Origin of the sequence: Bacillus sp. FSL K6-3459 (assembly GCF_038003305.1) — a bacterium.
Taxonomy (GTDB): Bacteria; Bacillota; Bacilli; order Bacillales; family Bacillaceae; genus Bacillus; species Bacillus pumilus_O.
The window spans coordinates 1,706,858-1,731,185 of sequence record NZ_JBBOOW010000001.1; the positions used below are offsets into that span (position 1 = coordinate 1,706,858).

Below are 24,328 nucleotides of genomic sequence, written 5' to 3' on the forward strand. Positions count from 1 at the left end.
CGCAGAAAACGGCTACTTTGGTTAAACATGAAGTCTATTAATAAAAAAGCCCTTTTCAGGGCTTTCAGACCGTAGACAAACCCCATCTTTACTTCAAGTAAAAGTGGGGTTTTCACATTTTTTGAAAAAACATCATGTGTTTTACGCTGGACATGGTACTTTCCATGTCCAGTTTGCTAGCTTTTTAAGGTTCATGGCAGCGAAAGTAAGCATCGCTTGCATTGAAACTTTTTTTAGTCCACGAAGTTTCGTCCAACGCATACCATGCTTTTCTTTTGCATCCGCAAAAACGCGTTCAATCGTTTCTTTCCGTTTTGCGTAGATGCTCTTATTTATTTCAGTAAGTCTCAGATTTTCTGCTTCATCTAGGTAATCCTGCCAAATATGCCGATGAATTTGTTTGGTGTGGTTTTGACTTTGGGTACAGTTATCTAAAAACGAGCAGGACTTACATACTTCTGAATCGGACGCATATTGCTTATAACCTTCTCTAGTCGTTGTACGATAAGAGAGAATTTGCCCGTTGGGGCAAATGTAACAATCAAAATATGCATCGTATACGTATTCATTCTTTTTCAAATAACCAGCTTTTGTTCTTGGACGAGTGTATGGCATGACAGGTCTTATCTCTTGATCCATTAAGAACTTAGCGATGTAAGGTGTTTTATATCCCGCATCTACTGCGACTACATTTGGTTTTCCGACTTTCTCTGTCACCTTTGATACGAGTGAATCCAACATACGACTATCATGAACATTTCCGCCTGTGACCAGCGAGCCTAAAATAAATCCTTTTGAATCACAAGCTGTATGAAATGAATAAGCAAATGACTTTTCACGTTCATCCTTTACATAATAGCCACTCTCTGGGTCAGTTGTACTGACTTTCATTTCTTTTTTCTTCTCTTTATTCTGTAGGGGTAACGGCTTTTTTCCATGTTCCTCACGATCAACATTGATCTCCTCATGAAGCTGATTTTGATAACTTCTCGTCTCTACCCGAACGATTTTCTTTTCAAGTTTTTTCTTATTGGCATTCGCTTTGACATGAGTGGAATCAATAAAGGCAATAGACGGGTCAACGAACCCTTTTTTCATCGCTTCTCTTAAGATTCGGTAAAAAATTTGTTCAAATAAATCTGTATCGTGGAAGCGTCTCACGTAGTTTTTACCGAAGGTAGAAAAGTGCGGAATTTTCTCCGAAAACCCATATCCAATAAACCAACGATAAGCCACGTTGGTTTCAATTTCTTTAATGGTTTGACGCATAGAGCGAATACCAAATAGATATTGGATTAAGACCATCTTAATGAGAACAACAGGATCAACACTTGGTCTACCATTATCAGAACTATAATGATCTTTGACAAGATCATAAATGAAGTCGAAATCGATTGCTTGTTCAATTTTCCGCACAAGATGATCTTCAGGCACTAATTCATCTAAAGCCACTACTTCTAATTGATTTCTTCTTTCTTCTTCACGTTTCGATAACATGTTTATCCCCCACAGATTATTGTTATTACCCTTATTATACAAAAAAGCTTGTAGACTTTGTCTACGGTCTGAAACAGACCTAAATGGTCTGTTTTATAGAAAGGATTTGTTATTTATCAAACTAGGTTTATAATGAATTCTCATTCTTTTAGGAAACACCCACAAAACGCCCACGAATCACCCACAATTTAAAAATATTTTATGATTTTGTATTATTTTTTTTAGATGAAAACCTCTATAAATCAACGTTGATGATCTACAAAGACATATAAAGACAATATAGGTTATAATCCGCACCCAAGTACATCCTTGGGAACGCGATCAGTATATGTCTCAGTATTAATATAGAAAACCCCTTGGAGCCATTGGCTTCAGGGGGTTTTTTAAATAGGATGTTTGTGGTCACATTTATAGTGACCACAAACAAAATGAGGAATGACCACTTTTGACCACCAAATTCAACAACTTAGATATCACATGCAAAAGGAACAGATTGATTTAAATAAATTCCTAAAAGATCGTGTAAACTTAAGCGTAAAGAAGCGCTGCAAGATTGGGTTGAAAAAAACGAAAAATCAATTAACGCAAATTATGATGATCTTATTAATGCTGAGCATGGGTTTAAGGATTATATAGGAAAATTGATGAACGATAAGATTATTGATATCAATAAACAGCTTCCTGAATTCACAAAGTTTATCAATTCAAGTATGGAGTCAATCGGCAAGTTCATCTCTAACAGTTTGATTGATAAGCTTAAAAAGGCTTCAAATGCTCTCGTTACCCCAGGATTTGAAGTGTCAGAAACTAAGAATGTTACCAACAATTATTCAGTGAATATGCACTTCGATAAAATGGGTAGTGATGAAAAAGGGCCTGATAATGCTTTATAATCTATTAGAAAAGGATTAAAGCAAATGAAAGAAAAGCTTTGAAAACCGAATTTATAAATAATTTTGGTGAATTTGCAATGGTACCAGCTCTTTCTAACTTATTTTTAATCCATATTCAAGTTCACAACTGAATAGAATCAGTCTATGCTCCTGGATTAAGGTGTTGTCTTTCGTGATGGCTAATTATAGGAAGAGCCTGTCGTAGAATGCGCTAACACGAAGGGGAGTGACTCAGCCAATGCGATAAATGAGGATAGAATCTCTCCGTGCCTCCCTATTTGCCTATTTATCTGATATTAACAGACGCAACTCAGCTTCAAAAAATTGTAAACAAAATGGGGATAATGTCGATAATATAATAACTATCAAAAGAAGAACATTTGGAGGGTGAGAAAGTGAGTTTATGGAATACTATTAAGCATATGATTTTTAAACAAGAAGCAAAAAGTACTGTGAATACTTTAGAAAAGATAGCTGATCCGCCCCTGAAAATCGATGAATATCCAAAGTTTGTGAGTGAAACTTCATACTCAGTTAAGTATGAAGAGGAAGATGCATTTTTTGAATATATCACATTCAATGTTGCTGGAGTAAGCTATTATCAAAAAGAAATAAAAAAGGCCATTGCCCAAGAAAAAGACAATTATAATTTTGAAGAAAAATATAATGGAATGACCAGTACTGAAATATTAGAATACACTTATGACGAGCCTATTTTCCTTCATCAGGATGAATTTTTTTCTGATGGTTATTTGCAACTTGAGGAGGACAACGAACATGATCCTCAAGCTATTGCAGTTTATATTAATAATTTGAAAGTAGGGCATGTTCCACTTAAAGATTATAAAAAAGGCAAGGAATTTATATTCAGATATCTTAGAGATGGTGAGTCCTATCCTGTTTCATCGAGATTGTATGGTGGGAAATATAAAATTAACCGTGATGATATAAAAGTTGATACTGGTGAATCCACTTACAAAATCGAGTGTCAAATAGTTATTAAGACGGATAAGCAGTAAGACAGATGGTTTTCAAATAAAATGATGTTTTTATGGATTAATAATAATATGTATAATGAACCATTAAAGGTATGTAACCAAAACCCTATTTACTTCAATTATTTACAAATGATAGCATAAAACCGAGGGGGGTTACTCTTAATAGCTGAAACAAAATATTGAATTACAAAATATGCTAATATTTGTTAGGAGCATAGCCACTAAATATTTAAAATTAGGAGTTATTATGAAAAATTTAAGCACTTCTAAAGGGATATTATTCTCAATGGTTGCTGGAATTTCTTTTTTAACAGTCACACCTTTTGCAGAAGCAAATGCTGCTAAAGCTCTCGAGAAAGAACAGTCCTATTCTTATTCATTTGTAAATGCTTCTTTTGATCAATCAACAGATCCTACAATAGATGAGATTGTACAGTATTGGAATCTAAACGAAGAAGAAACAGTAAAATTCAAAAAAACTATAAAAGAATTTCAAGAAAAGGAAAATGCAGAAGCCACTGTACATGGTAAATTCACAACGGCTATCAAAGCGATAAAAGGTGCCTATGACCAATTACCGAAAAAACTTAAGGTAATGATAGGCGGTGTTACTGGATTAGAAACGATTCTAATGACTCTAGAACATTATACAGGCGCTCTAGAACATGGTATCTATTTAGGCGCTCTTAAAGTTACTGGAAATGAAAATGCGGCGTGGTGGGTTGCTAAAACCATAATGCTGTTTGTTTTTTAAACTTAGCTAAAACATCCTAATGGTAAAATTCAAGGAGGTGCTTGATTAGATGACACAGGAAAATAAGGCATCTAAAAGTGTGTTAATTACTTTACCTATCGCTATTATAGCTGTTGTGTTGGTTTTAAGTAAAATTGATACACCTGTCACTAATGTTTTATTTTATATTGTAGCTTTTGGTGTTATGGGTTTAACTGTTTCAAGTTTAATAAAAGATCACAAAAAAAAGAAAAATTAATCACATATATGAGGGGGCTACGTTTATAGCTCCCTGTTTTTGATTTTTAATCTATTTCGGATATCTGTTTCTTGTAATAAACAGAAAGGGGAGATACGATAAAATAACCCTTCCGATTTATTATTTGTGTGGGTGTTTTCAATATTTCAAGCATATGTACGCAAGAACGAAAATAGATCCATCAAAGTGACAATAAAGATTTAAAGAAAAAATGAACAAATAAAAAATGAGTAGGCCGTCCTTCTGGGCGGCTTTTTTCTATGCATCTTACAGGAGTAAAAAGTGAAAAAACGAAAGAAGGCATTTACTTTTGTATAACTTCTATCCGGCTAATGGATCAAAAAACAATGGGGTAGATGGCTACTATGTACCAAAGACAACAAATATGTTAAACGCTTCTACTAGTTGATTCGCTTTGAATTGACGGTATTTATGAATCTAAAATAAGAAGAACAAAATGCTGACTGTATTTAATATAGTCATAGTGGCTCTATTTAGAGGAGAAGAAAATTGTTAAAATGATACATGTTTTATAGAAAAAGGGGGAATTATTGATGCAAATAAAAGAAGTTTTTTTTATTAGGTGTATATCATGCTTGAGTGTAGTTCTTATCCATGCAATTGCCATCCTATCAAGTCCACAACAATCATCCATTTTTACAGCTTTACTTATGTTCAGTACACCAAGTTTTATTTTCATTTCAGAGTTTTTATTGGCACATGCTTATCCAAACGGCACACCAAAAGGATTTATGTGGAAGAGGATCAAAGCTATTTTTTTCCCCTTTGTATTTATCGGAATAATAGATGCACTCATGTATTCGGCATCAATCAATTGGGGATTAATTGATTTCTTCAAAAGAGCCTCTGCAAATGTGTTTTTGGGAAATTATATTGGTTATTTTGTTTTGATTATTTTTCAATTTTATCTATTGCATATGGTGTTTCATAAATTTAATCATCTTATTTCCCCAAAGTGGGTATTATCCATTTCATTTATGATAACGATCGGTTATTTAAGTTTGTGGAATTTTGTTAAAATACCGCAGCCTCAATTACCAAATCCAATGTTCGGATTAGAGTGGATTCCATTCCCAGGATGGCTTTTCTATTTTTGCTTAGCTTATTATTGCGGGAAACATTATCAGCAATTTATAGCATTACTGAATCGTTTTCAGCTTGCTGTTTACGGGTTGATCATCGTTTCAGCAATGAATGTGTTATCTAATTCATATTTAGGTTTCTTCACACTTTCTTCTAAAAGACCAGATGTTGTACTTTATACAGTAAGCTTTATTTTCTTATGTTTTCTTATGTTTTCAAAAGTGAAAAAAGTCCCTGCCTTTGTACAGATGATTAGCCAGTATTCATTTACAATCTATTTGCTTCATGGCTATTTTCTTGGGATAGCCGTTTTACTTTGGACACAATTAAAGGAGTATCCTTTTTCCATAAGTACTATTTTAATAACAGTGCTTGCTGTTGTTGGACCAATCATCATATCATGGGCGGCGAATCATCATAAACATGGATATATGTTTGTTGGAAAGATTAACAGACCACGACAAAAATCAGCTGTTTCATAATTTCTCAAAGGAGCCTCAATAGGCGCCCTTTTTTTTGCCTAAATGTACAATCCCTTTTGCCCAAAAGTACAATTTTATTTAACTAATCTATTGCGTAGAATATAAGTGATAAATAGAATGAATTTAATGAAAAGGGAGTAAGTGAATGGCAAAATTTTTATATAACTTAGGGAAATTTTCTTTCTCTAAGCCTAAAAGAATGTTTATTGGTTGGTTACTTGTTTTAGTTGCGATCGTTGCCGCAACAATAGGGACAGGCGTTTCATTTAATGGAGATATGTCGATTCCAGGAACAAAATCCGAGAAAGCCATGGATCTATTGAAAAAAAAGTTTCCTGCAGGTGAAGATGGAGGAACGATCCGACTAATATTTAAAGCGCCTAAAGATGAAACTTTAGAGACAAAGAAAGTTAAGCATAAAATAAATGAGACGATTAAAGAAATTAAGAAAGATAAAGCAGTAAAGCAAGTGACGGATTTGTATCAGACATTTGCCATAAGCAAAGATAAGAAAATAGGGTATGCGGATATTACCTATCGAGTAAAAGCAGATAAAGTCAAGGAATCCTCTAAAAAAAAGGTATTGGATAGTATTGAAATTTCAAGAAATGGTGGCATTCAAACGGAATTAGGTGGCTCAGTCACGTTTTCAGAAATTGAAGTTGGAGGCATTTCGGAAGTTTTAGGTATTGTCCTAGCATTCTTGATTTTAGCTTTTACATTTGCTTCACTTTTAATTGCAGGATTACCAATATTAACCGCTCTCATTGGTTTAATCATTGGCGTGATGGGCATCTTAATCACGTCAAATTTTGTGGATATGTCTGCGTTTAGCCTCACATTAGCTGTAATGATTGGACTTGCAGTGGGAATTGATTATGCACTGTTTATAATTTCAAGATATCGACAGCTGTTAGCGGAAGGTTATGATTTAGAAGAGGCAGCGGGTAGAGCTGTAGGTACAGCTGGAAGTGCTGTATTGTTCGCTGGGGTAACTGTCATTATTGCACTATGTGGACTGGTATTAGTTGATATTCCATTTTTGGGGGTTATGGGAATTGTAGCCGCATTTATGGTGCTATCTGTTATGCTTGTTTCTTTGACAATTGTACCATCCATATTGGGGATTCTTAAAGACAAGGTAAGTCCTTCACGGAAGAATAAATTGTTTGCCAGCATACAAACAAAAAAAGAGAAAGAAACCACACGCTGGGGTAGGTTTATTCAGAAATATCCAGGAAGAATTATGATAGGTGTTATTTTATTGACAGGCTTGATTAGCTGGCCTGCACTTCATATGGAGCTTGGTCTTCCTGATAACGGTATGAAAGGTAAAGAAACCACCGAGCGAAAAGGCTATGATCTTTTAGCAGAAGGTTTTGGTAAGGGGTTTAATGGACCACTTGTTGTCATTATGGATGCCTCTAAATCGAGTAAGGAAATGAAAGCTATTGAAAAATCATCAAAATTATTAGAGAAAATGGATGGCATCAAACAGATCACCCCGGCGATCCCTGATGCATCTGGTCAGTACGCAATGTTAACCATTCTGCCTAAGAGTGGTCCAGAAGAGAAAGAAACGAAGCAATTAGTGAAAGATATTCGAAATGAGTCTAGTGTGAATGGTACTAAATTCCTTGTCACTGGTTCCACTGCAATTAATATCGATATCTCAGATAGGCTTAGTAAAGCATTGCCTAAATTTGCAGGAGTCATCATTGGTTTTGCTTTTATTTTAATGATTCTTGTATTTAGATCATTACTTGTTCCATTCAAAGCAGTACTAGGATTCTTAATGACACTGAGTGCTACATTAGGTTTTGCTGTTTTTGTATTACAGGATGGTCATCTAGCGCAATGGTTTGGAATACCTGCTACTGGGCCATTACTTAATTTTATGCCTGTACTAGTAACCGGAATCTTATTCGGTCTTGCAATGGATTATGAAGTATTCCTAGTAAGTAGAATGAGGGAAGAATTCATTCTAACAGGTGATGCAAAGAAATCTGTTGTTTCAGGATTGAAACACAGTGGTAGGGTCGTAACTGCAGCCGGTTTGATTATGATTTTCGTCTTTGCAAGTTTTATTTTTGCAGAAGATTTGATTATTAAAACAATGGGATTAACGTTGGCATTTGGTGTTTTATTTGACGCATTTGTTATACGGATGACGTTTATTCCGGCTTGTATGATGCTATTAGGACGTGCAAGTTGGTACTTGCCTAAATGGCTAGCACGTTGGCTTCCACATATAGATATTGAAGGAGAGTCAATTTCACAAAAAGAAAAAAAGGTGATCTAATTTATTAGGTATGAACTGAAAGAATGTAACTAATACCGCCGTTGCCTCAATAAAAGGCGGGCGGTATTTTTGTGTTAATATGGGGGGAGGAAGGTGAGCATTTATGGTGAAGAGAAGGGTAGACCCATTTAATGAAATGATATATTCGCGTATCCCTACGTTGTTGTGGGTCACACTGGTTTATGTGGCGGCAATGATTTTTCAATTTATCACTACACAATGGTCGATTTCAGGTTTGGTTTTTTCTGCACTTATTGTCATACATCTTATATTACATTGGTGGTCATTCTATTGGTTCCAAAATAATCCATGGGTATATTTTCTGATTCAAGGGATTATCGTTTTACTTTGTGTCTCAGTCATGCAAGCAGCCTCCCCTGTCATCCTAATAGGTCTCTTACCGGTTCTCATTGCACAAAGTATTGGTGTGTACTATCATACCTTGAAGGTGATATTGACAGGGCTTAGCTTTTATGTGCTTTTCTTTCTTGCGCTTATTTTAGTTAATGATACAGATGATCTGACGGTATACATTCCTATTTTATTTTTAATTTTAATTGTGGTCATCGCATATTCTATTTTATTTTTTAGACAAGTGAAAGCTAGAATTAGAACACAAATCTTTCTAAAAGAGCTAGAGCTCGCACACCGACAAGTTGAGGAGCTGACACTTGCAAATGAACGTCAAAGAATGGCGCGAGACCTACACGATACTCTAGCCCAAGGACTTGCAGGTATTATTATGCAGCTTGAAGCAGTTCAAGCACACTTAGACAAGCAGAATGTGACGCGTGCTCAAAATATTATTAAAGGTTCAATGAGCCAAGCGCGAAAAACATTGGCTGAGGCACGAATGGTTATTGACGATCTTAGAATGCAAGGGAAAGATCAACATGATTTAGCTGATTCGGTTAAGAGTGAAGTTAATCGCTTTATGGAGGCGACGAATATTCCAGTTCATAAGAAAATATCTGACTCTTATCAAGTGTCGCCTTTTCTTATAGAACATACTATTTATATTGTCAGTGAATGCTTAACAAATATCGCAAAACATGCCAAAGCCAGTCTCGTTTGGGTGGTCTTGGATCAACAAGACGACCAAATTTATTTAGAAGTTAAAGATAATGGAGTGGGATTTGATGAGAAAAAAAATGAATCCACTTTTGGACATTATGGCATAATTGGTATGACAGAACGTGTACGACTCGTAAACGGACAAATCTGCTTGAAAAGTACAAAAAATGAAGGTACACAAGTAACGGTTACCATACCTTTGAAAAAGGAGTAAATACATTGTCTTATCGAATTGTGATTGTTGATGACCATTATGTAGTTAGAGAAGGGTTAAAATTAATTCTTGAAACAGATCACCGGTTTGAAGTAGTTGGAGAAGCGGAAGATGGAGATATTGGACTGGATGTGATGAAGAAGGAAGCGCCGGACCTTGTGTTACTCGATCTGAACATGCCTAGAATGAATGGGCTTGATATGCTGAGAGAAATGCAATCTCTTCAATTAAATATTCCAGTGCTCATACTGACTACATATAATGAAGATAAATTGATGGTTCAAGGGCTGAAATTGGGTGCAAAAGGCTACCTATTAAAAGATGCCAGTAGAGAAAATTTATTTAACACGATTGAAGCTGCTATAAGAGGAGACATTTTACTTCAATCAAATGTAGCTACAAAAATTTTTGAGTCAACAGAACATCAGGAACCTCAAGAAAAAACAGAAAGAGAGAACAGCTTGCTGACTGGAAAAGAGCTGCTTGTTTTGCAAGCGGTGGCAAGAGGTTTTAGAAGTAAAGAAATCGCATTTGATATGGGGATTTCAGAAAGAACGGTAAAAGCGCATTTAACAAATATTTATCAAAAACTAGAAGTGACATCAAGAGCTGAAGCAATTAAAACGGCAGTAGAATTGGGCATCATTCATTTTTAAATGAATCATTAAGAACTTCTAATTATCCACAAAGACGATACTCAAAAAAGCATTAAAATAAAACGCCTGTCCTTAAATGGGTAGGGTCTTTTTTTGTTCGTTAGGGAAAAATTGGTTATATAGTGAGGAGAAACGTGATAGGATTGAAAAAGGAGGTCAAATAAATGACATTCAAAAAAGCGTTCAGCATAGGTTATTTTGTTTTGCTTTTATCTTTTATTGTCGTATATTTCTTGCTTCCAGCCGATCAGATATTTACTGCAATTATCATCTTAACCGTACTATTTGGATTATATCAATTTGTGGTTTTCAAAAAACTAAAAGATCAATAAAAGACCTGCTTTTATGCATGGCATGACACAGGCGTGTTTTTCAAAACAGTCGCATCAAGAGGCAGCTCTGTATGGATAATTGATTAATAAACAATAAAATGGATTAAAGTGTCAGGCTCCTTATGGTATTCTAGTAAAAGAATATTCCATAAAAGGAGTCTTTTTTATATGAAAATATTAGATGCTCCATCTTTACTATCGGCTGTTGAACAGAGATCAAAGGCCTATCATGAGCTCCAAGAAGAGATGAAACTTGTGAAAAAAGCACTGAAAGGTGTATCGGGATTAGGTGATGAGTTTACTGGAAAAGGTGCTGATAATATCAAAGCTTTTTATAATGATCTTGCACTATACACAGACACTTATCTTGATTTTATCGATATGCAAAAGGCTTTTTTAGATGGAGTGAAAGGAAAGCTGGATGATGAATCATTAGGCGGGAGTACATTTATTGATGAACACTTCCTAGATGCTCAATTGAAGCAAGGCATTCAGAACAATAAAGATATGGTCAACGAACAAAAAGAAGCTCTATCAACGATTTTTGACGATATTAGTGATTTGATTGAATTACAGACATTTTCCAGCAAAGAGGTAGATGAGCATTTAGATGATGCGAACAAAAAAAGAAAAGATGCAATTGAGGCTATACATACATTAGATCATGTGCTAAAAACAGAGTACGAAAAATCAGAAGCGATTGAGAAACATCTTGCAACTTTTTATACAAAAATGATGGCTGCTACAGGAAAAGGTAAGAACGCTCAGCCGATGTATTATGATGCAAAAGCATTTCACGAGACAGATGTGTACAAGAATCATGATAAAATTGATGCACAGGTGAAAGCATACTTAAAAGTGAAAAAAGAAGAAAAAGAGAAACGAAGAATCAAAGAATTGAAGGAAAAGCTCAATGATCCTTCGTGTATATCAGTAGAGAAATACTTTGAGATTGTAGACGAAATTGGATATGAAAATCTTTCTTACGATCAAAAATTGTATTATAGCCAGCTGCTCCAAATCAAAGCGCAGGAAGAAGCATCAGATGTATTTGTTGATAGTGTAAAAGGTGCTGCAGTGGGTCTATATGATGTGGCCAAAGATACAGTAGTGGGCATCTACGATCTTGTAACAGACCCTGGTGGTGCCGTAGAATCAGTCGTAACGGCTGTTTCTCATCCCATCCAAACATCAAAAGCAATTGGAAAAGCGATTTCAGACTCATTCGAAAAAGAAGTCATAGATGGTGATGCGTATTCACGGTCACACTGGTTCGCCTATGCGACTGGTTCACTCGCAGAAATTGTCTTTGGTTCTAAAGGAGCGGGAGCCATCACAAAAACGGGGACAACCGCAGCGAAAACTACAGTGAAGAAAGGGCTTGAACAAGGAGCAAGATCATTAGACAGAGTCTCTCTTCCGAATCTCTTGCCGTACTCACCAAAGTTTCAAATGGCAGGTGGACCGAAGCTACCGTATAACGTGTTTGACGGAGAAAATCTCAAAAATAAACTCCTCTCCATGGCAAAGCGTCTAGACAACAATTCAGGCTACGGCATCTCTCAGACAGGTAGACGCTTACCAGCACCAAAATTACCGCCAACCGTCGTTAGTTATGGAGACCACTATGTGAGATGGAAACGTAAGAAAGTATTAAAACCGAATGTCGTTTATTCAACAAAGCAAGGGTACACCTACACAACCGATCACTACGGACGTATTGTCAAAGTCGAAGCAAGTGATTTAAAATACGGAGAGATCAAAAGAAACCAATACGCCCAATCCAATTCAGGAAAGCCGGATCGATTGTTAGATGATGATGGTGGACACTTAATTGCGTCTATTTTTAAAGGTTCAGGTGATATTGATAACCTGCTTCCGATGAATTCACAAATTAATCGTAGTGGCGGGAAATGGTATCAGATGGAACAAGAGTGGTTAGCTGCATTGAAAGAAGTTCCTCCTGAGAAAGTATCTGTTTCAATAGAGCCAGTTTATAAAAGTGATTCATTGAGACCAGAACGTTTTATTGTTGAATTTAAAATAGGTAATGACGAATTACAAAGATCAATTATTAAAAATCAAAAAGGTGGATAAACAATGGAATTAGAGAAACTAGATTCTCTGTATGGTGAAATTGCACAAACTGTTAATGAGATGATACCAAAAGAGTGGGATGAAGTTTGTTTATATGCCGAAATACTAGACGACTCTGCAGAGATTAATTTTTATTATAGATTAAAGGGAGAAACGGAATTTCTTTACTCACATAATATACCTGAAGATCATCATGTAAGTAAGTCAATCTATAACGATTTTTTAATAAAATTACATGATTTGTTTGAAGAGTTACAACAAGCATATGAATTAATTAATCCGGAAAAATGGACAAATTTAACTTTGAAGTTAGATGCGAATGGAAAATTCTCTTTAGATTTAAATTATGATGATGTATTGAATCAAGGAATTAACGGATCTCAAAGAAGAGCAATATGGGCTTACGAAAATCTTGGAATACTTCCTAAAAGAAAATCAGTTAAAGAATTTCTTGATCAATATATCAAGAACAAAGAAAAGGGCAACAATTAGCTTATTACCCTCCAAATAAAGGAGGGTTTTTGTATGACAGAATTTACATCGAACAAAGTTCTTGAATTTGAGTTTCTAGTCAAATACAAGATAAGTGGAAGAGTTCATACAGACACAATATATAATAGACTAGGAGGATGAAATAATTGGAAGCAAAAGAAATGGAAATTTTGTATAAAGAAATAGCGCAGCATTTACATGAGATGATTCCTGTAGAATGGGATGCAATTTGGATGTACGCAGAAATGTTAGATGATTCTGCATCAGCTTTATTTTATTTTACAGTCCCTAGTAAAGAGGAATATTATTACTCAAACAATATCCCTGAACAATTTCATGTTAGTGAAGACACATATGATAGTCTATTAATTAACTTACAAAGAAAATTAAGAAGATTAAGAGAAGACTATGCTAAATTACATACAGATAAATGGATAACTGTAACAATGGAATTGACGGCCACAGGAAATATGTCAATCAATTTTGGGTACGAAGATATTTATTCATTAGGCATTGATGGTGATCAAAGAATCGCAGTTTGGGAATATGAAACGTTCGGATTTTTACCCGACGATGACGAAGATAAAGAAGCTGTATTAAATTATTTGAAAAATAAAGACAACAACTAACACACAAAACTCTCCAAATTAAGGAGGGTATTTGTCATATATGTTTCATAAAAACCTCGTTTCATTATTTAAACCGATAAACCATCACTTCACACCCACCCAATATCTCTTCAATCATGCCTTCAACAATCGTCCAATCGCCGCCCGCCAGTCCACAGCCAATCCCGTAAGGAATGGCGATAGACGTTTGGTTTTTCTTTTCATTTAAATGGGTTACTGTGTCTTTTAAGCTTTGTAAGCAGCTGCGTAAGGCATCGTAATCCGTTTGCATTCTTTTTCTTCCGTATCCGGTTTGAGCGAATAGGTTGGCAATTGTTTTTCCGTCATTTGTTGAGATGAGTTGAACGGAACTTAGCAAGTCATCTCCTTGTTCTGTACATAATTGTTTATACTCTTTGTATACATTGGGGTATTTGCTTTTGATTTGTTTGGCTAATCCAGCGCCCATGACGCCTTTACAATTCACCTGGTGACAGATGATATCTTCACTTGCCTCTAAAATGTTGCCATCCACTGTTTTGATCATATCGTGTAACCCCTTTTTCATAAAATAGAAACATAAGTTCTATTTTATCAGTTTTGATCAAATTATTTAATAGCAAAATGCTTTTTATGAGTTTCGTTTATTGGAGACAGTTTACAATAACTTGATTGTCAAAGCTGGAGCATGTCATCTAAAATATGGAGAGACTAGAAAATACGATGATGCAAAGAGGAGTTAAGTATGAATCAAATAGAAACGAATCGTTTAATTCTTAGACCGTTTTGCGTTGAAGATGTGGCAGGGATGCTTGAATACTTGTCAAATCCAAGAGTAAATTGTTTTCTCGCTGATCGAATTTCTACATTAGAAGAAGCTTTGGCTATAGTACAAAAGAGAAAAGAAGATCATTCATATATAGCGGTTTGTTTAAAAGAAAGTGGGCAGATGATCGGTGAGTTGTTTCATTTAAAAGAGGAGCCTGATACGTATGCAATCGGCTGGAATTTCAATGAAGCTTATGAAGGAAAAGGGTATGCACGAGAGAGTGCTGAGGCATTTTTGTCCTATTTATTTGTAGAAAAGGCAGCAAGGCGGCTTTATGCCTATGTAGAAGATGATAATGTCCGTTCACAGGCATTATGTGAGCGACTAGGCATGCGAAAAGAAGGCCTTTTTCTTGAGTTTATTTCATTTACTACATATGAGGACGGCACTCCTAAATATGAAAACACGTACCAATATGCTTTACTAAAAAAGGAATGGGAGCAACATCACTCTCTTTAGAGCAGTAAGTGAATAATGTTTAGTGACAGCAAAGTGACAAACATGTCATATGATTCCATGGTTTGTTCGTTTGATCGATGGAGTCTGACAACTCATTTCAATTATCCTTATCATAAATCAAGTAAAAAGGGATGAAATGAGATGCGGGGATTTAATGAAGATTTATTTAGGTGGGTGAATCAGCTCGGTATCGATCATGGTTACTTGAATCCGATATTTATTGGACTAGCTGAATATACTGTGCTGTTAGTAGCGCTCATGTGTCTGTTCATATGGTTTCAAAATCGAAGTAGAACCGATAGGGGCATGGTTGTATCTGCTGGACTTACTTTCATATTGGCAGAGTTAATGGGGAAAATTGCAGGTATTTTCTATTCCAACCAGCAGCCCTTTGCGGAAATGAGTCATGTCAATCTTTTGATTCAAAAGGAAGTGAATAACTCTTTTCCGAGTGATCATACGATCTTTATTTTTTCTGTTTGTCTGATCTTTTGGCTTTTTCACAAACGTCATGTTTATTGGCTGATTATAGCGTGTGCCGTTGGTTTTTCAAGGATTTGGGTAGGTGTCCATTATCCATTTGATGTCTTAGCAGGTGCTGTCATATCGTGTTTGATTGCGGTTGCGGTTGTCTATTTGCCGATATGTCAAAGGAGTGTGAATGCCATCTTGTCATGTTATGAGTGGCTTGAGCAGAACGTTGTAAGGAAGAGAACAAAATAACATGTTGTAGCAAAATGCCCCGATCTGTTAATGGCTTAGATCGGGGTCCTTTTTATTTTCGCCAAAACGTTGAACAATCCGCTTTGTCTTCGATATTAAATTCGATGATTTTCTTTAGGAGAGGATAATCAACTGGCAAGCTTTCTTTCATGCGAAACATCTTTTTTCCATGATCGTAACCCGCTTGTACAATGTCAGTTGAAAAGTGTTCAATTCCTTTACCTTCTGGTGCGACAGAAATGTGATGTTTTGCCACGCTAAACCCAATAATAAATGTGCCATGGTCTGTGAACATGGGCTGATTCCAAGCAATTTTTGGCTCTAATTGAGGGAATGTGTCTAATATCCATTGTAAAATGTCTTGCGTGCGCTGTTTCAGCTCTGGATTACCAATATTGCTTACATATTCTTCAAACACATGCATGATGTTTTATCCTCCCATTCCATCTACCTCATAAGCCTCAGACGGGATTCGAACCCGCACTCCTTTCGTAAGCATAGGCTAGGGGCAACACGCTTCCCTACGGAATTTCACCGACAGGAATTTCACCTGTCTCAGCTCGTGTGCTTTTCGGTGCTTCTGAAACCCTTGCCTTGCGACCCGCTAGCTACAATTTGTTTTACGGCGCTCTTCCCTTCTAGAGCTACTGAGGCGCGGAAGTTATTGATCATATGATTATAGTAAAATGCTAATAGGGTTATTGTAAAGAGAAATTAAAAGGAAGAGATGATTCTCAAATTAACAATTAAATGAAAAATAATGAAATCATTATGAATGAAAAATTCTATATTTGTTTAAAAGAGACTCACCTAAACCTAGATTACGCTCTCAATTGGGTTTTATATAAAGCTCCCGTTTAGAAGAATTTTTACTCTATAGTAAAAAACGACTCCGAAATTGGAAGTCGTTTTGTGAAAGTTTTATTTTGAAACAAAGCATTTTCCGTTAGATAATACTTCGCATTTTACAAGGAAATAACTGTTGCTGCTTGTCCAAACTTGAGTGTAACTGACCCCATTTTGTTTAATTAATACGTAGTCCCACTGATCAGGATAAGCATCTCTGACCCACTCTAACGGAGCAGCACTTGCAGTATTCATAGAAAATAACATTGTTGCTGAAAAGGCGATAGATAATACAGCTTTTTTTAATGTTGATTTTTTCAAACAAAACAACTCCTTAATAGTAATTAACCTATTATTTATAAATAGGTTAATTCAATAGTAACAAAGAGAAAGAGTATTTTGTGTCGAAATTTGTAAAAATACCTTAAATTTACCTATTTTTAAAAGGTGATCATTCTCACTATTTATAAATAACCTTTTAACTACTCCTTTATAGGCGTATTCATATGGCTTTTTATTTGCGAATAGCTGGCATCGTTTTTGGCGGAGCATGACAGAAAACCGGCGTAATATCCCAAGGTTCAATAGGAAAATGACAACTTCTAAGTAACTTTTCGTTCAGTACATTTTGAGGTTAGTTTCCAGGAGGCTTTTTAGTCCCTAATTTTAGGCGAATCGCACAAAATAGTCAAAGGCACATATGATAAAAGACCATATGGATTTGTATACAGCATTGAATTGGGCTGATGGAAAGTGACAAACCTGTTGTTGAGTAAACTGAAAGAGATCGATATTCAAACAAAAAATGAGGGCTTAACTCACAAACGTCCAATAAGTTCTCCCTTTTTGCTCATCATGGAAGATGGGGAACCTTTCTGCTCATGGGTGTTCTTTGAAAGAAGTGTGTTTAAGAGTTGCTATTTTTCCTTGATTTCCATCAATGAAGAACAGAATTGTGTGGTGTTAGAGGTTCTTGTTCCATGCTGCATGCGATCGACGTGTTGTCACAAAGTTTTATATCGATCCAGTTCAAAGATCCTTGTTGATCTTTCTTTTTTATGCGGAATGATTGAAGCAGATCTACCTGTCTATGATGCGCTCATTTTAAAGAATATAGAACCTCACCACATCCTTCTTGGTTTTTCAACATCGCCCAGTTCGGTTGAAATCTGGCGGAATGGAACAAAATTACTCAATACAGCAACAGTGGTTTTGCATCATCATGATGATCAAGATGTGCCAGTTACTATCACGATTCAAACGAGAAGAGCATGTCATGATATATGTGTTCAAAAGGGAGAAAGCCGCTCGATTACTGTCAAAGATATGATGTTGATTTTCAATCATCAAACTGTTGAAAAGGTGCAAGCATGCTTAGACATTCAATTGAACATGGTGCAAAGGAAAAAAATAAGGCTTTGAGTCTGGGATAATCGCACAATCTTCGTAGATCACTAGATCATAGTCTATCAAGAATAGGTTGAAGGAGGGTTAAAATGGCTATTTTAGGCGGGTGTAGTAATGAGCAAACAGGCTTTGTAAATGATGCGGTATGTTTCACAGTCGATTTAGCAGCAGCAGCGGACCCAGTAGTCGTCTGGACGGATGGAACACCATTTGTCATAAATGGGACCATTATGGTGGAAAACAACGGAATCGTGGCTGTAGCTCCAACTGTGACATTAGAGGTCAACGGTGCGGCTGTTCCAGACTTCACTGTAGCTCCAGGAGAAAGTCAATCCATTACACTCAGTGATCTGAATTCCATTGGGATTGTAGCTACTGGTGGGACATCGACTGGGAGTATTGTCGTTTCTTTTTCTCTCAATTATCAGTATTAGTGTGTATGTCTTGAAGATTCCACAGTTTGAAAGAAGTGAGAGGCATGTGCGCCCAGCTTAATATGTGTGGAGGAATAACGGGTCCAACTGGATCAACCGGAATAACCGGTCCGACGGGAGTAACCGGTGCGACTGGAATAACAGGCTCAACAGGTCCAACTGGAACAACAGGTGCGACCGGAATAACGGGTCCAACAGGGGCAACCGGAATAACGGGTTCAACGGGAGCAACCGGCTCAACCGGAATAACGGGTTCAACGGGAGCAACCGGCTCAACCGGAATAACGGGTCCAACAGGGGCAACCGGATCAACCGGGTTTACGGGTCCAACGGGAGTAACAGGATCAACCGGATCAACCGGAATAACGGGTCCAACAGGGGCAACCGGATCAACTGGGTTTACGGGTCCAACGGGAGCAACCGGAGCAACCGGAATAACGGGTTCGACGGGAGTAACAGGTTCAACCGGAATAACAGGTCCAACGGGAGCAACAGGCGCGACCGGAATAACAGGTTCGACGGGAGCAGCAGGTTCAACCGGAATAACAGGTTCGACGGGAGCAACAGGTTCAACCGGAATAACAGGTTCGACAGGAGTAACCGGGTCGACCGGGTCAACGGGTCCAACGGGAGCAACCGGCGCGACCGGAATAACAGGTTCGACGGGAGTAACAGGTTCAACCGGAATAACAGGCGCAACTGGAGCAACGGGCTCAACCGGAATAACGGGCTCAACCGGACCAACCGGCACAATTGTAACCGCTAACTCAATGTACGCGTCTAATACGTCTGGAAGTACAGTGCTTGTGGTCTTAGGCGGGACAGCGGTTTCTTTGCCTAATAATCAGAGCTTAGATGGTTTTACAGCAAGTGGTGGAAATACGATTTTTACAGTGCCAGTCTCGGGTCGCTATTTCATCACATATCAAGTGAACACAAATGCAGCGCTGCTTGCTGGAACAAGGCTGATTAACAGCGGATCTGCCATTGCTGGTTCTATATTAACACCCGCTTTATCAGCATCTACCTACAACGTATCACTCATTACAACACTTGCAGCAGGTAACCAAATTTCTCTCCAAATTTTCGGTTTAGTCGCAGCAGTGGTGTTACTTGGGGGAGGGTCTGTTGGAGCTGCACTTACCATCATACGATTGGAATAAAGACAAAAAGCCCCGAAAAAGGGCTTTTTTCATTTCACCACGAGATGATAGGTTACTTTAAAATTGAAAAAAGGCGGAATTTGTACGCAAACTTCATTGACTAGAAGAAAGAAACGCATCTTCAAAGGAAACGGTTATTGAAGATTCAAGTGATTCATATTAAAATGATTTCAAATGGACTAATTAGCAATTGCTAATAGAAGTTCCATATTTAGTGAAATCATGTGTTGCAGCTGTAGGTGATTGGGGGTGTAGAATGAGCAAGATTCCTGTTGCGGAATTGGCATCATTATTAAATGACTGGAACATGGAAATTAAAAAAGATCATGCAGATGAGGCAGAACGGCTATTTGCTAAAGCAAAACAAGCAGTAGAGGAAATTGATGATGCGGACATCCTGATGTACTATTCTCTTCTTGAGAAGAGGCATCACATTCTTATGTACAATTTGAGAGGTCAAAAGGGAAGTGTTTCAACGAAAAGTATAGAAAGTCTTCACGGAAAAAAAGAGGAGGACTTATCTAACCGACTTGCCTACTATTTTGATTTTTATGAGGGTGTGTATGAGCAACATCAAGGGAATTACGAGGTTGCATTGCAAATGTATCAAAGTGCTGAAAAGCTTTTAGATAAAATTCCAAGTGAGATCGAACGTGCTGATTTTGATTTTAAGGTGGCCTGGCTTTACTACCGGCTTAGTCATATCATGCTCTCATTAAGCTATATTCGCAGAGCACTTCACGTTTATAAATGGCATAAGCATTATGAAAGAAGAACGGCACTTTCGTATTCTCTCATAGCGGCGAACCAAACAGAGATCGGCCGGTATGAAGACGCACTTGAAAATTATCGTCTGGCGGAAGAAGTTTTGACAAGCGAGCAGGATGACTTTATGCTGGCTCAGCTTCATCACAACGTAGCCATTTTATATTCATTTTGGAACAAACCGAAAGAATCAATACGTCATCTTGAAAAAGCATTGTCACATCAAGAATATTACGAATCGGATTTCTTTTTCCATTCTACGTATCTGATTAGCCGAGAACTCTGTGTGATTGGTGAAAAGCAGCGTGCAAGCCAATATATAGAGGCTGCGTATGCGAGAATAAAAGATGCTTCTCATGAAGTGTTTCAGCTGAAAATAGGCATCGTCCATGACCTTTACTTAACGAATGCACCACAAAGATTTCAGCAAATTGATGAGAAATTAAGAAAGTTAGAAGAGAAGAACGAATATCATGAAGTAAAAGAGCTTTCACATTTTGCAGCTAAGTATTGTGAAAAGCAAGCACTTTATGAGCAGTCTGTTTTTTACTTGAACAAAAGTTTAGAAGCGGATTTACATATGAAAAGAATGGGGTTGATTTAAGATGAAAACAGGTTTAAAAGTATTATTCGTTGTAGGTTTAGCGATCGCTGCGTCAGTTCTGACTCAAAACGTTGCGGGTTCTTTCGAAGTAGCAGAAAAAATCATTGGTGGTTAATCCACCATGTATCTCTTGCCCTTGTTGATGATCGTCAGCAAGGGTTTTTTTATGTGGTTAATAGGCTCTTCTTATTAAACGCTACAAGAACGTTTAATAAGAAGAATTCGCAACAAAGGGGGTGTGCAAATTTGTTACCTGCCCCATTATTCTAAATAAACATAGGGCAGAGCAACAAGTTAAAAAGGTCACCTTTCTTTGCTTAATTTAATTTTTTGCAGGACTTTTCATTCAAATTTTCTCAAATTGGTCTATTGTACATAGAAGTAAATGAAAAAGCCGGAACACCGCTCCATTTGTCATGCATATGATGTGATAGGTGTTAGCCGAAGGCAGGTGATTGAATGTATCCACGAGTATACGGAGGCTTTCATGGAGGCGGTTTTAGCGGCGGAGGAGCACATATTGGGCCGGTTGGTTCTCATATCGGCTTTGGCGGGTATTATGTGAGCCCTGGTGTGTTCTCAGGTTTAGGCGGTTTCCCTGGATACGGTGGATTCGGGACATTTTCTGGTTATCCGTATGGCTCCACGTTCATTATGGGGCGTCCTCCCGGTTTTTATGTAAGAAGTTATTAGTGTTTCATTACAGTGATTGAAATAGCCATCTAATAATTGGCTATTTCAATTGATGAAAGTGCTTAATTGCAGCAGTTATCACAATGACGCCAAGGATAGAGATAGGCAGCCAAATGATGATAAATGGATCGAATGCATCTGTGTATGCAGCTAAAGCAGCACCTAGGCAGTAAAAGACAATAGAGCCTATTCGCATGAAACTAACCTGCTGAATGGGAGCTGTTCTTTTTTCCCGATGTGAAATACGCTGAGCCAAATCCTCAAATAGGTTGGCGAGTGTACTTGTTAGAACTGTTGTGGAAATGCCAGCTACATTTAATTTGCGGGCGGCCGCTGTCTGCAGGCCCATGGCCATACTTAAAAGGATAATCAGCATAAAATAAGCACCTTGTGTATAAGGGAAAATGGTCATGAGAGCAAATAGAAGTAGTATCATGACCTCTATGATAAAGATACGTGTAACGGCTTTTGGCCAAAACGTTTTCTCATGCTTTCCGCCTATCACAACAGCTAGTAAAACCCCTAAAACAAATCCACTTAGTGCGGTGATGGAATGAAGGGCCGTAAGCTGCAAGGAGCTTCCTGCTGCAATGCCAAGCAGCACGATATTACCTGTCATATTGGCTGTAAACACATGCCCTAAGCTCAAATAGCCAATCACATCCACAATACCTGCTGATAGGCACAAGAAAATAAGTGCGATATTTCGAAATGAATGTGCGGTCAAAATGGTCATCCCTTTCTTACTCTCTAATGAATAAGTGTAACGCTTAATGACCGCGTATGTCCATCTTATGTGCTGGGATCATGTCCTCAAGCCGATGCGAAACTTGTCTGAACGTGTCATCATTTACAAGGTGCCTCATGCGGCGGAATGGATCGCCTTTTTCCTTTAGACGCTCTATCACAGCTGGCATGGTAAACAAAGAAGGGTGAAGTCCATCTTGATGGAGTTCGTCCCATTCAAGCGGTGTCGCTACAAGTCCAAGCTCATTTCCTCTTGGTGAATAGGGTGCAATGATTGTTTTTCCAGCATCGTGCTGAATATAGTCTAAATACAAGCGATTGCCGCGTTTTTTCTTAAGGCGTTCCAAAGTAAAAAGTTCCGGTGCTTGTTCACATAAAAATTGGCATATAAACGCGGTAAATGTTCTCGTTTCTTCGTATGTGAAGGCATTTTTCTTTAATGGAATATAAACTTGCAGTCCTTTACCACCGCTTGTTTTAATAAAGGCTGTGAGAAAGAGACCGTCTAAAAGTGTTTTGATTCGCTTGGCAGCTTCTATGGCTAGATGAAATTCGTTAACAGACGGTGGGTCTAAATCAAAGACGATTTCGGCCGGCCGGTTCGTATCCCTTGTTTCAAAAGGAATGTGAAATTCCATTGCCAGCTGATTGCCGAGCCAAAGAAGCGTCTGAGGGTCATTACAGACCGTGTAAGCAATATCATCATCTTGATCGGTCAACACATAATCTGGCGCATAATCAGGTGTCGACTTTTGATAAAAGAATTCATCCCCGGCGCCATGAGGAAACCGAATTAAAGTCAGCCGTCTTTCACGTAAAAAGGGCAAGAGATAAGGAGCAGCTTGTCTCAAATAAAGTAAGTAATCTGCCTTATTCAGATGAAGAGCCGGCACAATTGGTTTTTCAGGATGAGTGACCTCAATGACGGTAGGAAGAGGATATAGCTGTTTGAGCATTTGCTGAAACGTACACGCCGCTGGATCAGTATCCAGTAAAAAGGAAGAAAAACGCGGCTCTCTTAAGGCGGACCCATCAAAGGAGATACAAGCAATGCTCGCGACGATAGATGGTGGGATTTCATATGCTGATGCCCCTGTTTGCTTGCCATTTGTCTGAAAGAGCGTACGTAGCGTTTGTTCTTCTTCTTTAGAAAATCCATGCTTGAATTGGACAACCTCAGTGAGATGATGATCTTGATAAATACAGCCCTGAAAATAGCCATTTTCTTTATCAAAACGAGTCACAATGACAGTAACATATCGCCAGTTTTTGACTTTGAGCCATTCTTTTGACCGAGTATTGTCGTGCCATTTACTCGTCCTTTTTTTCGCAACAAGTCCTTCTGCAAGATAGGTCGTCATCAGTTTTTTCATATGTTCAGAATTTGTGTCTGTATAAATGAGTTGAAGAAGGGAAGGGTGCTCAAGCTGAACAGATGGCGGGAGTTTAGCTGCTTTGAAAACTTGCTGTAATTGTGTTTTCCTTTCCATCAACGGCAAATCAATGAGAGATTTCCCTTTGCATCTTAATAAATCAAATGCGATCAAATGACATGGAAACCGCTCAGCCTGCAGCTTAATCGCCTCTTTGTTTTTCAGCCTGCCCCTTTGCTGAACCCTCGCAAAGTCGCTTTGTTGTTCATCCAGCAAAAAGACCAATTCTCCATCAAACGTCAATGGTAATAAAGGAGCAAAATGATCCCTTAATTGTTCGCACTGTTCAATCACCTCGGGAAACTGTTCGTTTAATCGTTTTCCGGCTCTGCTTTCTAAATGAATTTCGTTTTGATCCCACGTCAGAATGACTCGAAAGCCGTCATATTTTAATTCATACACCCAGTCTGCACCGGTAGGAACATCATGTGCAGCCGTTAATCGCATAGGTTTCATTTGTGCATGTCACTTCCTCATATGATGT

At 37.6% G+C, this 24,328-nt stretch carries 24 protein-coding genes and 1 pseudogene; 19 read left to right on the forward strand and 6 right to left on the reverse strand.

Annotated elements, in window-relative coordinates:
* Nucleotides 1–141: 141 nt before the first annotated feature.
* Entirely contained in the window at nt 142–1,497 is a 1,356-nt protein-coding gene (locus MHI35_RS08465; protein ID WP_284553833.1) for an IS1182-like element ISBpu1 family transposase, read from the reverse strand.
* A 474-nt stretch (nt 1,498–1,971) separates the two neighbouring features.
* Here MHI35_RS08465 and MHI35_RS18890 point away from each other — a divergent pair.
* The 12 genes and pseudogenes from MHI35_RS18890 to MHI35_RS08525 all read left to right on the forward strand — a co-directional run.
* Nucleotides 1,972–2,390, forward strand: a pseudogene (locus MHI35_RS18890) (hypothetical protein); the annotation flags it as partial.
* A gap of 395 nt (nt 2,391–2,785) precedes the next feature.
* On the forward strand, nt 2,786–3,409 hold the full coding sequence (locus MHI35_RS08475) for a hypothetical protein (RefSeq protein ID WP_284553834.1): 624 nt from the start codon (nt 2,786–2,788) through the stop codon (nt 3,407–3,409).
* A gap of 226 nt (nt 3,410–3,635) precedes the next feature.
* Nucleotides 3,636–4,142 (forward strand): hypothetical protein, encoded by a 507-nt coding sequence (locus tag MHI35_RS08480; RefSeq protein WP_144522665.1) that lies wholly within the window; start codon nt 3,636–3,638, stop codon nt 4,140–4,142.
* A gap of 49 nt (nt 4,143–4,191) precedes the next feature.
* On the forward strand, nt 4,192–4,380 hold the full coding sequence (locus MHI35_RS08485; RefSeq protein WP_003211444.1) for a hypothetical protein: 189 nt from the start codon (nt 4,192–4,194) through the stop codon (nt 4,378–4,380).
* A gap of 554 nt (nt 4,381–4,934) precedes the next feature.
* Nucleotides 4,935–5,966 (forward strand): acyltransferase family protein, encoded by a 1,032-nt coding sequence (locus MHI35_RS08490; protein ID WP_211064020.1) that lies wholly within the window; start codon nt 4,935–4,937, stop codon nt 5,964–5,966.
* A gap of 145 nt (nt 5,967–6,111) precedes the next feature.
* Nucleotides 6,112–8,268, forward strand: a complete 2,157-nt coding sequence (locus MHI35_RS08495) for an MMPL family transporter (RefSeq protein ID WP_211064019.1) — start codon at nt 6,112–6,114, stop codon at nt 8,266–8,268.
* A gap of 103 nt (nt 8,269–8,371) precedes the next feature.
* The gene (locus MHI35_RS08500) at nt 8,372–9,556 is read left to right on the forward strand and encodes a histidine kinase (protein ID WP_211064018.1); all 1,185 of its coding nucleotides are present in this window, start codon (nt 8,372–8,374) and stop codon (nt 9,554–9,556) included.
* Nucleotides 9,557–9,561: 5 nt separating this feature from the next.
* Nucleotides 9,562–10,212, forward strand: coding sequence for a response regulator transcription factor (locus MHI35_RS08505; RefSeq protein ID WP_211064017.1), 651 nt, complete (start codon nt 9,562–9,564; stop codon nt 10,210–10,212).
* A gap of 164 nt (nt 10,213–10,376) precedes the next feature.
* Entirely contained in the window at nt 10,377–10,544 is a 168-nt protein-coding gene (locus MHI35_RS08510) for a hypothetical protein (RefSeq protein WP_186325066.1), read from the forward strand.
* Nucleotides 10,545–10,712: 168 nt separating this feature from the next.
* Complete coding sequence (locus MHI35_RS08515; RefSeq protein WP_335349349.1) at nt 10,713–12,641, forward strand: T7SS effector LXG polymorphic toxin; 1,929 nt, start codon at nt 10,713–10,715, stop codon at nt 12,639–12,641.
* 3 nt (nt 12,642–12,644) lie between these two features.
* Entirely contained in the window at nt 12,645–13,133 is a 489-nt protein-coding gene (locus MHI35_RS08520) for an antitoxin YezG family protein (protein WP_335349350.1), read from the forward strand.
* 146 nt (nt 13,134–13,279) lie between these two features.
* Entirely contained in the window at nt 13,280–13,762 is a 483-nt protein-coding gene (locus tag MHI35_RS08525) for an immunity protein YezG family protein (protein ID WP_335349351.1), read from the forward strand.
* A gap of 64 nt (nt 13,763–13,826) precedes the next feature.
* Here the strand turns inward: MHI35_RS08525 and MHI35_RS08530 are convergent, their stop codons facing one another.
* Nucleotides 13,827–14,288 carry a macro domain-containing protein gene (locus MHI35_RS08530; protein WP_088001329.1) on the reverse strand — a complete coding sequence of 154 codons (462 nt, stop codon included), beginning with the start codon at nt 14,286–14,288 and terminating at the stop codon, nt 13,827–13,829.
* A gap of 198 nt (nt 14,289–14,486) precedes the next feature.
* Between MHI35_RS08530 and MHI35_RS08535 the strand changes: the two genes are divergently transcribed.
* A complete protein-coding gene (locus MHI35_RS08535; protein ID WP_335349352.1) occupies nt 14,487–15,029 on the forward strand; it encodes a GNAT family N-acetyltransferase in 543 nt (180 codons plus the stop codon).
* Nucleotides 15,030–15,170: 141 nt separating this feature from the next.
* Complete coding sequence (locus MHI35_RS08540) at nt 15,171–15,752, forward strand: undecaprenyl-diphosphatase (protein ID WP_335349353.1); 582 nt, start codon at nt 15,171–15,173, stop codon at nt 15,750–15,752.
* Nucleotides 15,753–15,804: 52 nt separating this feature from the next.
* Here the strand turns inward: MHI35_RS08540 and MHI35_RS08545 are convergent, their stop codons facing one another.
* Together MHI35_RS08545 and MHI35_RS08550 are read right to left on the reverse strand one after the other, a co-directional pair.
* Nucleotides 15,805–16,176, reverse strand: coding sequence for an iron chaperone (locus tag MHI35_RS08545; protein WP_335349354.1), 372 nt, complete (start codon nt 16,174–16,176; stop codon nt 15,805–15,807).
* Nucleotides 16,177–16,673: 497 nt separating this feature from the next.
* Complete coding sequence (locus MHI35_RS08550; protein WP_034660753.1) at nt 16,674–16,919, reverse strand: hypothetical protein; 246 nt, start codon at nt 16,917–16,919, stop codon at nt 16,674–16,676.
* A 432-nt stretch (nt 16,920–17,351) separates the two neighbouring features.
* Between MHI35_RS08550 and MHI35_RS08555 the strand changes: the two genes are divergently transcribed.
* The 5 genes from MHI35_RS08555 (at nt 17,352) to MHI35_RS08575 (ending at nt 21,664) form a co-directional block, all read left to right on the forward strand.
* A complete protein-coding gene (locus MHI35_RS08555) occupies nt 17,352–18,020 on the forward strand; it encodes a CotZ-related putative spore coat protein (protein ID WP_335349355.1) in 669 nt (222 codons plus the stop codon).
* 74 nt (nt 18,021–18,094) lie between these two features.
* Nucleotides 18,095–18,439, forward strand: a complete 345-nt coding sequence (locus MHI35_RS08560; protein ID WP_012010072.1) for a DUF3992 domain-containing protein — start codon at nt 18,095–18,097, stop codon at nt 18,437–18,439.
* 44 nt (nt 18,440–18,483) lie between these two features.
* Nucleotides 18,484–19,602 carry a BclA C-terminal domain-containing protein gene (locus MHI35_RS08565; RefSeq protein ID WP_340993082.1) on the forward strand — a complete coding sequence of 373 codons (1,119 nt, stop codon included), beginning with the start codon at nt 18,484–18,486 and terminating at the stop codon, nt 19,600–19,602.
* Between the two features lie 256 nt (nt 19,603–19,858).
* On the forward strand, nt 19,859–20,971 hold the full coding sequence (locus MHI35_RS08570; RefSeq protein ID WP_335349356.1) for a response regulator aspartate phosphatase: 1,113 nt from the start codon (nt 19,859–19,861) through the stop codon (nt 20,969–20,971).
* A gap of 459 nt (nt 20,972–21,430) precedes the next feature.
* Nucleotides 21,431–21,664, forward strand: coding sequence for a hypothetical protein (locus MHI35_RS08575; protein ID WP_144456613.1), 234 nt, complete (start codon nt 21,431–21,433; stop codon nt 21,662–21,664).
* 40 nt (nt 21,665–21,704) lie between these two features.
* Here MHI35_RS08575 and MHI35_RS08580 read toward each other — a convergent pair whose 3' ends face one another.
* Nucleotides 21,705–22,400: a YoaK family protein gene (locus tag MHI35_RS08580; protein WP_335349357.1), complete on the reverse strand. Its 696-nt coding sequence runs from the start codon at nt 22,398–22,400 to the stop codon at nt 21,705–21,707.
* Between the two features lie 34 nt (nt 22,401–22,434).
* Nucleotides 22,435–24,300, reverse strand: a complete 1,866-nt coding sequence (locus tag MHI35_RS08585; RefSeq protein ID WP_335349358.1) for a DNA ligase D — start codon at nt 24,298–24,300, stop codon at nt 22,435–22,437.
* Nucleotides 24,301–24,328 lie beyond the last annotated feature (28 nt).